Origin of the sequence: Muricoprocola aceti (assembly GCF_025567005.1) — a bacterium.
GTDB lineage: Bacteria > Bacillota > Clostridia > Lachnospirales > Lachnospiraceae > Marvinbryantia > Marvinbryantia aceti.
Genome location: NZ_JAOQKE010000021.1, coordinates 1 through 12,499, shown reverse-complemented (window position 1 = coordinate 12,499; position 12,499 = coordinate 1). Strand labels below are relative to the sequence as shown.

10 protein-coding genes and 1 pseudogene are annotated in these 12,499 nt (G+C 43.6%); all 11 read left to right on the top strand.

The features are described 5' to 3' along the window. The first annotated feature begins 14 nt into the window (after positions 1 to 14). Positions 15 to 701, top strand: a complete 687-nt coding sequence (locus tag OCV47_RS13055) for an L-ribulose-5-phosphate 4-epimerase (protein ID WP_262655513.1) — start codon at positions 15 to 17, stop codon at positions 699 to 701. Positions 702 to 711: 10 nt separating this feature from the next. Continuing rightward, entirely contained in the window at positions 712 to 2,328 is a 1,617-nt protein-coding gene (locus OCV47_RS13050; protein ID WP_262655512.1) for a response regulator, read from the top strand. A gap of 18 nt (positions 2,329 to 2,346) precedes the next feature. Beyond that, entirely contained in the window at positions 2,347 to 3,801 is a 1,455-nt protein-coding gene (locus tag OCV47_RS13045) for a sensor histidine kinase (RefSeq protein ID WP_262655511.1), read from the top strand. A gap of 168 nt (positions 3,802 to 3,969) precedes the next feature. Next, entirely contained in the window at positions 3,970 to 4,956 is a 987-nt protein-coding gene (locus OCV47_RS13040) for an ABC transporter substrate-binding protein (protein ID WP_262655510.1), read from the top strand. Positions 4,957 to 5,127: 171 nt separating this feature from the next. Continuing rightward, positions 5,128 to 6,645, top strand: coding sequence for a sugar ABC transporter ATP-binding protein (locus OCV47_RS13035; RefSeq protein WP_262655509.1), 1,518 nt, complete (start codon positions 5,128 to 5,130; stop codon positions 6,643 to 6,645). Beyond that, on the top strand, positions 6,638 to 7,699 hold the full coding sequence (locus OCV47_RS13030; protein WP_117448412.1) for an ABC transporter permease: 1,062 nt from the start codon (positions 6,638 to 6,640) through the stop codon (positions 7,697 to 7,699). The genes OCV47_RS13035 and OCV47_RS13030 overlap by 8 nt, the downstream gene beginning before the upstream one ends. A gap of 1 nt (position 7,700) precedes the next feature. Next, entirely contained in the window at positions 7,701 to 8,717 is a 1,017-nt protein-coding gene (locus OCV47_RS13025) for an ABC transporter permease subunit (protein ID WP_117448413.1), read from the top strand. Between the two features lie 49 nt (positions 8,718 to 8,766). Beyond that, positions 8,767 to 9,804 (top strand): ABC transporter substrate-binding protein, encoded by a 1,038-nt coding sequence (locus OCV47_RS13020; RefSeq protein WP_262655507.1) that lies wholly within the window; start codon positions 8,767 to 8,769, stop codon positions 9,802 to 9,804. A 104-nt stretch (positions 9,805 to 9,908) separates the two neighbouring features. Continuing rightward, positions 9,909 to 10,640, top strand: a pseudogene (locus OCV47_RS13015) (transposase); the annotation flags it as partial. A 427-nt stretch (positions 10,641 to 11,067) separates the two neighbouring features. Then, positions 11,068 to 12,054, top strand: coding sequence for a diaminopimelate dehydrogenase (locus OCV47_RS13010; RefSeq protein WP_262655504.1), 987 nt, complete (start codon positions 11,068 to 11,070; stop codon positions 12,052 to 12,054). A gap of 78 nt (positions 12,055 to 12,132) precedes the next feature. Further along, a partial coding sequence (locus tag OCV47_RS13005; protein ID WP_262655503.1) for a helix-turn-helix domain-containing protein occupies positions 12,133 to 12,499 on the top strand: 367 nt, incomplete at its 3' end.

The following is a 12,499-nucleotide window of genomic DNA, read 5'->3' as shown; positions in this document are numbered from 1 at the left end:
GGAGAATACAGACTATGTTAGAAGAATTAAAAAAACGGGTATATGAAGCAAATATGCTTCTCCCAAAATACGGACTGGTTACATTTACCTGGGGAAATGTAAGTGAAATTGACCGGGAAAATGGTATTTTCGCTATCAAACCAAGCGGTGTGGATTATGACAGGCTGACACCGGATGATATGGTACTGATGGACTTAAATGGCAATAAAGTAGAAGGAAGATATAACCCATCTTCAGATACTGCCACCCATCTGGAATTGTATAAGGCATTCCCAAAGATTGGCGGTGTGGTACATACTCATTCTCCATGGGCTACCAGCTGGGCGCAGGCAGGAAGATCCATTCCATGCTACGGAACCACCCATGCAGATTATATGTACGGTGAGATCCCGTGTGCAAGATGTCTGACCGGACATGAATTTGATGAGTACGAGAAAAATACCGGCCTTCTGATCGTAGATGTATTCAAAGATCGTGATTACGAAGCTGTTCCGGCAGTCCTGTGCAAGAACCATGGACCATTCACCTGGGGAAAGGACGGACACGAAGCAGTACACAATGCAGTCGTTCTGGAAGAGGTAGCCAAGATGGCAGCCCGTGCAGAACAGATCAATCCGAGAATTCAGCCGGCACCGCAGGAACTTCAGGATAAGCATTATTATCGCAAGCATGGTGCCAACGCATATTATGGACAGAGGTAAGTAACAGTACATGTTGAAGGTTTTTTTAGTAGAAGATGAAGTGGTAATGCGAAACGGAATCAAGAACAATATTCCGTGGGAGCAGGAAGGATTTGAATTTGCAGGAGAGGCCAGCGACGGAGAGCTGGCCTATCCGCTTATAAAGAAGGAAAAGCCGGATATTCTGATCACAGATATCCGTATGCCATTTATGGATGGTCTTGAACTTAGCAGACTGGTAAAAAAAGAACTGCCACAGATCAAGATCATTATTTTAAGTGGATATAATGAATTTGACTATGCCAAGACGGCTATCAATATCGGTGTGACCGATTATCTGCTGAAGCCGATCAGTTCAGCAAAGCTTCTGGAAGCAGTAAAAAAAGTGGCAGATATGATCGAAAAAGAGCAGGATAATGCCCGTCTGATCAAACGATATGAAAAAGAGATGGAGGAAAATATCCTTCAGGAAAAACACAAATTATGGGGAGCACTGGCATCCAACCGATTATCCACTATTGAACTGCTGGAAAAAGGACAGCGCCTGGGAATCGATTTTACCGCATCAGCCTATCGGGTATTTCTGTTTAAGCTGATGCAGGAAGGAGATTCCACAGGATGTTCCGAGAAACTGAACCGTGCTTCGGAGAAGGTCAATGATCTGGCAGGAAGCTGGGAGCGTGTGTTGAGTTTTGACAGAAGTCCGGAGGGATGGGCGTTTCTGATCAAGGGAGAATCCGAAGAAGAAGTGCAAAGCACCTATCTGGAGACCAGAAAAGAACTGCTGGAACTGGTAGAAGGTTATCCGAAGGTTGAGTATTTTGGTGGAATTGGCAATGTGGTACACCGAATTGGTGACATCCAGACTTCTTATAAAGAAGCTGCACGAGCATTTTCCAGCCGTTTTTTCCTGGATGCCAATCAGATCGCAGACAGTGCAGAGAGGGTGAAGGTGCAGACGGAACAGGATGGAAAAATTGATGTCAGTAAAATGTTGTCGAAAAAGCGGGAACATGAGCTGGTAGAGAGATTCTTAAAAAACGGAACCACAGAAGAAGTAGACAGTTTTCTGGATGAACTGTTTCAGAATATCGGGGAACAGAACTGCAAATCTCTGCTGTACCGTCAGTATGTGGTGATGGATTTGTTTTTCTGCGCATCAGATTTTCTTGGAAATCTGGAGATGGATATTGAAAATCTTCCAGAGGAATGCAGGGATATTAATCAGATTGTGGAAATGGCGGAGGATGCAGAGAATTTGCGTTACCAGATCGGAAATCTGTTCACTGAGACCATGCAGCTTCGAGACAGTCATTCCAAGAAGAAATACAGTAAGCTGCTGGAGGATGCCAAAGCCTTTATCGATGAAAACTATAAGCATGATGAGATGTCACTGAATACGGTAGCGGCACAGGTGAATATTAGTCCCAGCTATTTCAGTACGATTTTCAGCAGTGAAATGGGGCAGACGTTTGTGGAGTATCTGACCCATGTACGTCTGGAAAAGGCAAAAGAACTACTGATGTGTTCTAACATGCGGACAGCAGAGATCGGATATGAAGTTGGATATAAAGACTCCCACTATTTTAGCTATATTTTTAAGAAGGTGGTGGGCTGCAGCCCAAAAGAGTACCGTAACCGAAAGTAGCAGGAGTATGGAAACAATATGGAAAAGAGAAAAACATCACTGAACAGTCGCCTGAACGTACTGGTAGCAGTTTGTTTTATCCCTCTTCTGGTCATTGCCATGTATCTGGTTATTATGTTGTATCGCTTTTCAGAGCGATATGATGAGACGGTTCAGAATATCACGACAGCCAATGCATACAATCTGGATTTGAAAGAACAGGTAGATTACACTATGTATATCATTGTGGTCAATTCAGAACGGGCAGAGGAGCTGGTTGATATCGATGCACCTCAACAGCTGATCGGGCAGGCCAGAGAAGATTTTAAAGAACTGTATGATTCGGCTGGTGCGTCTTATGCCAGGAACAATCTCCAGCGTATTCTCAAATCACTGCAGTCGCTGGAGACAAGTGTAGATGAGATCCGCCAGGATGCTACCGTTACCGGCAATTATGACCGCAATCTGGAACGTCTGGATCTGGATATCCGGGTGCAGACAGAACTGATTCAGGAACAGATTCAGGAGTATATCTATCATGAAGCCAGTGATCTGGAATCTCTGAGAGAGGGCATCCGCAAAGATGTAACGACTGCGATCGTCATAACGATCATGATAATTTGCATTATTCTGATCACGACACTGTTATTGAGCCGGAAAATCAGTCACAACCTGACCAGTGGAATTGATCAGCTGCGCATGGTGACACGAAAAGCAGGACATGGAGATTTCTCTGTCCAGGCTGATATGCAGGACGGGGATGAGGAACTGGAGGAACTGGCAGAAGGCTTCAACCAGATGGTGGAACGAATCGGCAATCTGGTGGAAGATATTCAGATTGAACAGCTCAATCTGCGGACAACAGAGCAAAAGCTCCTCCAGGCACAGATCAATCCACATTTTCTTTATAATACACTGGATGCCATTATCTGGCTGGCTGAGGCGGGGGAAAAAGAACAGGTGATCATGATGGTGACGGCTTTGTCGGATTTCTTCCGCACAACGTTAAGCAAAGGGCGGGATTATATTACCGTAGAAGAAGAAGAATCCCATATCCGCAGTTATCTGCAGATTCAGCAGTTTCGTTATCAGGATATCCTGGAATATGAGATTGATATTCCAAAAGAGATGCATGAATATCAGATCCTGAAGCTGACCTTACAGCCTTTGGTGGAAAATGCCCTGTACCATGGAATTAAGAATAAACGTGGTATGGGAAGAATCAGGGTGTCCGGTCATATCGATTCCGGTTATCTGGTATTTCTGGTAACAGACAATGGCATGGGAATGATACCGGAGAGACTGGCAGAAGTTCAGCGTGAAATGAACAGTGAACATCTGGATGAACACAATGCTGATCCGTCAGGATTTGGACTATATAATGTAGTACAGAGAATCAGGCTGAACTATGGCCCTCAGTATGGAATCTGGCTGTCCAGTACCTATGGAGAGGGGACGGAAGCCAGAGTAGAGATACCGGCAATAAAAAAATAACCATTTTCCAAAAAAAATATACTTTTTTATGCTTGACTGAAAAATGTAGCAAAAAAAACGAACTGTTTTCAAAATTCTATCTGTATTCAACAAAAGAAAAAAGCGATAGAATACAGACATAGTCAATAAGGACTAAATAGTTCGTGAAAAATCAGGAGGATGGTAAAAATGAACAAAAAAATTATCGGTGTGGTAGCTTGTAGTGCAGTTGCAGCTTCTATGGCAATCGGAGCATCTGCTTCAGACGAACTGATCAAAGTTGGATATGCTCAGGTTGGTCATGAATCTGACTGGCGTACCGCTAACACACAGAACTATCAGGATGTATTCTCAGAAGAAAACGGATATGAACTTTCTTTCGTAGACTGTGACAACGATAACGCAGCTCAGATCGAAGCAGTTCGTAACTTCATCAACCAGGAACTGGATTACATCGTAATCGCTCCAATCCAGTCTGCAGGATGGGATACCGTACTTCAGGAAGCACAGGATGCAGGAATCCCTGTTATCATCGCTGACCGTGAAATCGAAGCATCTGAAGATCTGTATGATGCATGGGTAGGAACAAACACCACAAATGAAGGTATCACAGCAGGTAACTGGCTGGCTGAATACATGGATGGCAAAGAAGCAAACATCCTTGTAATCGAAGGTTCTGTTGGAGCTTCTGCAGCACTTGGACGTACAGATGGATTCAATCAGGTGGCAGCAGATCATGATGAATGGACAATTCTTGATTCTCAGTCTGGTGACTTTACACAGGATGGTGGACAGGAAGTTATGGAATCCTTCATCAAATCTTATGAAGGAAAGTTCAACGTAGTTGTTTGCCAGAACGATAACGAAGCATACGGTGCAATGGATGCAATGGATGCAGCAGGTATTACATATGGTGTTGACGGAGATGTTACTCTGATTTCTTTCGATGCTACACATGATGGACTTCAGTACACACTGGATGGCAAGATCAACTGTGATGTTGAATGTAACCCAATTCAGGCAGAAGTTGTTGCTGGTGTAATCCAGAAGATGGAAGCTGGAGAAGACTATGACAAGACTACTCTGGTAGAAGACTCTGCATTCGTAGCTCCTGGTATCGAAAGCGAATATGCAACAACAATGACAGAAGATATCCTGGCAGGTCGTGCATACTAATCCACTTGTTTATCAGGTAAATTAGCGTTACTTTCGCAATCAATTAGCCAAATAAGCAGGAGGGAGAAATTCCCGAAAGGGTGTTTCTCCCTCTTATTGTTTGATGATGAATAAAATATAACCCGGCAAAACTGTGTGCCATGTACACAGACAGCGAAGGGAGGAGAAACTTTGGAAGCAGACGTAGTATTAAAAATGAAAGGAATCTGCATGGAGTTCCCTGGAGTCAAAGCTCTGGAAGATGTAGGTTTCACGCTGAAAAAAGGAGAAATCCGGGCACTGATGGGTGAAAATGGTGCCGGTAAATCAACACTGATCAAATGTCTGACCGGTGTCAATAAGTTCCAGAAAGGTGAAATCTTCCTCGATGGACAGCAGATTGTAAATAAAGACACGATGGATGCCCAGAACAAGGGTATTTCCACTGTATATCAGGAGGTCAACCTTTGTCCGAACCTTTCCGTAGCGGAAAATCTTTACATCGGACGTGAACCTCTGACCAAAATCGGAACGGTAAACCGAAAAGAAATGAACAAACGTGCAGCGACTTTGATGAAAGAACTGGATCTGGACGTAGATGTAACAAGGAATCTTGAAGAATATTCACTGGCATTGCAGCAGATGATTGCGATTGCCCGTGCTGTAGATATGGATAGCAAAGTACTGATTCTGGATGAACCGACATCTTCACTGGATGAAAATGAGGTAGAAAAGCTGTTCACCATGATGCGGAACCTGAAGGCAAAAGGAGTAGCGATTATCTTCGTAACCCATTTCCTGGAGCAGGTATATGCTGTCTGTGACGGTATCACCGTATTGCGAAACGGTACTCTGGTTGGAGAATATGAGATTGCAGATTTACCTAGAGTAAAGCTGGTAGCAGCAATGATGGGTAAAGACTTTGATGATCTGGCAGCTATTAAGCCGGAAAATACAGGAGATAAGAGAAAAGAGCCGATGGTCATTGAAGCGAAAGGTATCAGCCATGCAGGAACCATCAAGCCATTCGATCTGGAGATCCACAAAGGTGAGGTAATCGGTCTGACAGGTCTTCTGGGATCTGGACGAAGCGAGCTGGCCCGTGCTATCTACGGAGCTGACAGAGCACAGACCGGTACTCTGAAAGTAAAAGGAAAAGAAGTAAAGATCAAACAGCCAATTGATGCCATGAAGCTTGGTATGGGACTTCTCCCGGATGACCGTAAAGCAGAAGGTATTATCGGAGATCTTTCTATTAGAGAGAATATTATTCTTGCCATTCAGGCTAAGGCAGGAATCATGAAACGTATTCCGATGGCAAAACAGATTGAGATTACTGATAAATACATAGATCTTCTTCAGATCAAGTGTGCAAGCCGCGAGACTCTGATCAAACAGCTCTCCGGTGGTAATCAGCAGAAGGTTATTCTGGCTCGTTGGCTGGCTACCAATCCGGATTTCCTGATTCTGGATGAGCCGACCCGTGGTATTGATATCGGAACGAAGACTGAGATTCAGAAGCTGGTTCGCCAGCTGGCAGATGAAGGTAAGAGTCTGATCTTCATTTCTTCCGAGATCGAAGAGATGCTTCGTACCTGCAACCGTATGGCGGTTCTTCGTGACGGTGCCAAGGTTGGAGAAATTGATGAATGTGACATGAACCAGATGAATGTCATGAAAGCAATTGCAGGAGGTGATAAGAATGAGTAGTCTGAAAAAACTGACACAGAAGCGCTTGTTCCTGCCGATCTTCAGTATGATTTTAGTCATGCTCATCAACGTGATTTACGATATCGCATGTGGCAATATGCCATTACAGTTCTTCGTAATTACCATTAAGAATGGCGTTTTATATGGACGTCTGATCGATGTACTGAACCGAGGCAGTGAGATTGCCATTCTGGCAATCGGTATGACACTGGTTGTATCTTCTTCCGCAGGAACGGATATTTCCGTTGGATCTGTCATGAGTCTGTATGCAGGGGTCTGCTGTATGATCCTGGCTGGCTACGGTAATGTCAATGTTTCCAATTATGCACATCCGCTTCTGGTTGGTATCCTTGGCGGTCTGGCAGTCACTACCATCTGTGGTCTGTTCAATGGTCTGCTGGTAGCGTATCTGAATATTCAGCCGATGGTTGCCACGTTGATCCTATGGTCGGCGGGACGTGCAATAGGACTTCTGCTCTGCAACAGCCAGATCGTATACGTACGTGTACCTTCTTTCCAGAAACTTGGTGCATACACAGGAATTATCCCGACACCAATCATTGTTGCAGCAATCTGCATTGCCATTGCAGCATGTGTACTGAAGTTTACTGCTCTGGGAACTTATATCCAGAGTGTTGGTATCAATAAAAAAGCATCCAGAATTGCCGGATTTAACTCTTCCAAGATTATTCTGCTGACCTACATCATCTGTGGTCTGTGTGCAGGTCTTGCAGGTATGGTGGCAACATCACGTATCTATTCCGCAGATACCAATAACATTGGTCTGAACATGGAAATGGATGCCATCCTTTCCGTAGCTCTTGGCGGTAACAGCCTTGGCGGTGGTAAATTCAACCTGGCAGGTTCTATTATCGGAGCTTACACTATTCAGGCAATTACCACAACTCTGTATGCACTGGGTGTGTCCTCTGCACAGGCACCGGTATTTAAAGCTATCGTAGTTATCCTGATCGTAGTTATTCAGGCTGAGCCATTTAAGGCTTATATGAAGAAACTGACAGCAAAAAGAACACAGGCAAAGGAGGCAGCATAAGATGAAGAAATCAAAAATCAGCAGTAACAATTTGCTGCTCCTGATTACAATCGTACTGTTTTTCGTAATGTACCTGGCTGGATGCGGAGTCTATGCAGGCAAAGGTTTTACAAAAGTACAGAACTTTATGAACATTCTGATTAACAATGCCGGTCTGATCTGTGTGACTGCCGGTATGACCTGTGTAATGCTGACCGGTGGTATTGATATTTCGGTTGGTTCCCTGATTGCCATGGACTGTATGATCCTGGCAGTTGGTATTGAACGCTGGCACTGGAGCAGCCCGGTACTGATGCTGTTCATTCTGGCCATCGGTATCGTGTTTGGATTCGTACAGGGCTTCTGTATCGCTTATCTGGACATTCAGCCATTCATCGTTACCATGGCGGGATTGTTCTTTGCCCGTGGTATGACAGCAGTGATCTGTAAGGAACAGGTAAGTATTGTATCTGACAAGATCTTTACGGCACTGTCCAACTTCAAGATTCAGTTTCCATTTGGTGGAGCTGTAAATAAAAAGGGTGTACTGGTGCTTCCTTATATCCGTATCACGGTAATTGTGGCATTGATTGTAGTAGTTGCAATTTATCTGATGCTGAAGTATACTAAATTCGGCCGCAGCATTTATGCAATTGGCGGAAATCAGCAGTCTGCAACCCTGATGGGACTTGATGTAAAGAAGACAAAACTGAAGACCTATATGTTATCCAGTTTCCTGACATCTATCGGCGGAATCTGCTTCTGCCTGAATACTATGGCAGGAACCACTACACAGGCAACCGGACTGGAAATGGATGCCATTTCCTCAGCTGTCATCGGTGGAACACTTCTGACAGGCGGTGTGGGAAATATCATCGGATCACTCTTTGGAGTGTTGATCAACGGTACCATTTCCGCACTGGTAAAGGCGAACGGTAAACTGATCAGTTCCTGGGCGAATATCGTAACAGCGATACTGCTTTGTTTCTTCATTATTCTGCAGAGTATTTTCGCTAAGATCAAAGAAAGTAAAAAATAAGACATATCAAAAGGGGCCTGACAACAGGTCCCTTTTTTTCGGAGGATTCATGAACAGACAAATAGCAGCAGGGGGAATGATACTTGGAAGCGCAATATTATTAAGCGGATGCCAGGTGACAGAGGAACGGCAAAGGGAAACAGCTTATACATCAGCAATCAGTCAGACGGAAACAGAGATTGATGAGAACCTGATAGTCGTGGGAGTATCCCAGGTAGGGGCAGAATCAGACTGGAGAATTGCGCAGACGAATTCCATTAAAGAGTCTCTGACTGCTGAGAATGGATTTTATATGATTTTTGATAATGCGCAGCAGAAGCAGGAAAATCAGATAAAGGCGATACGAAATTTTATTCTTCAGGAGGTAGATTATATCGTTCTGGATCCAATTGTTATGAGTGGTTGGGATAATGTGCTGCAGAATGCAAAAGAGGCGGAAATTCCCGTGATTCTGGTCGATCGCGATGTGGAAGTGGACGATGATAGTCTGTACGTCACCAGTGTGGTGACGGATATGGTGGCAGAAGGGCGCAATGCCGGCTACTGGCTGGAGGACTATCTGGAAAAACAGGGAAGAGAAGATGAGGATATTCAGATTGTCATGCTGCTGGGAACGGAAGGGGCATCTGCACAGATCGGCCGTACGAAAGGATTTACAGAAATAGCAGGTCAGCATGAGAACTGGAAAATACTGGAACAGCTTGACGGTGATTTTACGCAGGCCAAGGGACGGGAATCTATGGAAACGCTTCTGAAGAAATATGATGACATTGATGTGGTAATCAGTGAAAATGATAATATGACATTTGGCGCCATAGATGCAATACAGGATGCCGGCAGGAGCTGTGGTCCGGGAGGAGATATGATTATGATCTCCTTTGATGCAGTTCGGGCAGCACTGGAGGCTATGCAGGCGGGAGAAATCAATGCAGACTTTGAATGCAATCCGCTTCAGGGACCAAAGCTTGCGGAGACGATCAAACGTCTGGAAAATGGGGAAGAAGTAGAAAAAGTGCAGTATATTGAAGAAACTTATTTTGACACAACGATGGATCTGGAAACGTTAATTAGAGGAAGAGCGTATTAGAAAACTGAAAAAGGGACTGTGAAAAAAGAATAGTCCCGAAAAAAAGAAAGACCAAGAGTTTATAATGAACTCAAGGTCTTTCTTTCTGTTATAATCAACTTGCAATGAAAATTAATAACATAATCTATTCTAACTCAAAACAGGCAGTTTTGCCAATGCTAATTCAAGATTATTTGGACATCTGTGATCCAGTGCTGACTTTTGACAGATTTATGGGAGAAATCGAACTGGAGAAATATCTGAAAAATATTCCTCAACATTATACAGGAAGACTCAGGTATGACCCGGTCAGCATGCTGAAAACAGTTTTGTTTGGATTTATGGCGAATGGCTATATATCATTGCGTGAACTGGAGGATCAGTGTAAAATCAATCTCCGCTTCATGTATCTTATGGATCATCAAGCACCTTCTTACCGTACTTTCGGCTACTTCATCAACGAAGTACTTGCTGATTCCATTGAAGAAATATTTCAAGATATAAACAAAAAAATATTCGAGACAGAGCATGTGGATCTTCAACATCTATACATTGATGGATCCAAGTTTGAAGCAAATGCGAATAAATACTCCTGGGTATGGAAAAAAGCAACCGAAAAATCCAGATGCCGTCTCTTTGGTAAGATCACTACACTCTTTGAGGAAACTACACAACAACGTCATTATGAGAAACTCAAAGAGTATGCTGCTAAGTTGGAAGAATATGTGGAAAAAATCAAAATCTGTGGAGAAGATCGCAACAGCTACTCGAAAACAGATCATTCAGCCACTTTTATGCGAATCAAGACAGACTACATGGGAAATGACCAGTTGCTTCCAGCTTATAATGTACAGGTCGGTGTTGCAGATGAATATATTGCTGTTGTTGATGTAAATCAGTATCGCTCAGATATGGATTGTTTTATTCCATTAATGACAAGAAATACCATGAAGATCCATTTTGTGCAGTAAATTTTCCAATCGGGGAAGACGGAATCATGCGTTGCCCAAACAGGAAAAACTTTTATCTTCAGTATCGAAAAAACGTAAAAGGGAACAAGTAAGCTATGCTCAGGCAATCGAAGTGGGCGATACGGAGCCTTATTCCGAAAAAGAGATTCTGATCAACTGACAGCGTAATGAATAAAATGAATCACAGCCACACATTTTCTTAATTTGCATGACGCATGTGATTGTGATATGATAAATCCCGTAAAGAGGACAGAAAAGCCGAAAACTGGACAATTTTCGGCTTTTAGATTGGATAAAAAGGAGATTTAGGGATATGAGCAAAGTAAGAATTGGTATCATTGGCTATGGAAATATCGGACGCGGTGTAGAAGCTGCGATTAAGCAGAATCCGGACTGTGAGATGGCCGGAGTCTTTACAAGACGTGATCCGTCTACAGTAAAGATCACTACAGAAGGCGGAAAAGTATATCCAGTCAGCGAACTGGCAGATCATAAGGATGACATTGATGTCTGCATCGTATGCGGTGGAAGTGCAACCGATCTGCCAAAGCAGACTCCGGAAGTGGTAAAAATGTTCAATGTGGTAGACAGCTTTGACACTCATGCAAGAATTCCGGAGCATTTTGCAAATGTAGATGCAGCTGCAAAAGAAAGCGGACATGTGGGAATTATCTCAGTAGGCTGGGATCCGGGAATGTTTTCATTGAATCGTCTTTATGGCAATGTGATTCTTCCAGAAGGAAAGGATTACACATTCTGGGGACGCGGTGTGAGCCAGGGACATTCTGATGCCATCAGACGTGTGGAAGGCGTACAGGATGCAAGACAGTATACGGTACCGGTAGAGGCCGCAGTAGAATCAGTTCGTAATGGAGAGAATCCGGAACTGACTACCAGACAGAAGCATACCAGAGAATGCTATGTGGTAGCAAAAGAAGGCGCAGATCTGAAGCAGATCGAACATGATATTGTAACAATGCCGAACTACTTTGCAGATTATGATACAACGGTTCACTTTATTTCACAGGAAGAACTGGACAAAAACCATAAAGGAATTCCACACGGTGGATTCGTGATCCGCAGTGGTGCAACCGGAGATGGAACAAACAAGCACATCATCGAATACAGACTGAAGCTGGATTCCAATCCGGAATTCACATCCAGCATTCTGGTAGCATACGCAAGAGCAGCCAAGAGACTGGCAGGTGAAGGCGTATCCGGATGCAAGACCGTATTTGATATCGCACCGGCCTATCTGTCTGCAATGAGCGGAGAAGAGATCCGTGCACATCTGCTGTAGAAAAAGTAATAACCACATGCTATGATATGATACCCTCAAGTAGGACACAAAAATATAAAAACCTACTTGGGGTATTTTATGTCCAGAAAAAGTAAAATTGATGCAGTTAAAAAGGTAGAAATCGTAGAAAAGTACCTGAACGGAGAACTTAGCCAAAAAGGTGCCGCAAAAATGTTCGGTGTAAATAAGCGGAGTGTTCAGGATTGGATTAGGATCTATAAGACAGACGGACCAGAAAGTTTACTGTCCCCTAAGACAAATAAACGCTACTCAAAAGAATTGAAATTGCAGGCAGTTCATGCGTACCTTTCCGGAGAGGGCTCGTTAGATGAAATATGTGTAAGATTCGGAATCCGACAGCATCCTCAACTTTCAAGTTGGATCAAGGCGTATAATGAAGGTAAGGAATTAAAAGAACTTACCGGAGGTAGCGCTATGAAGAAAG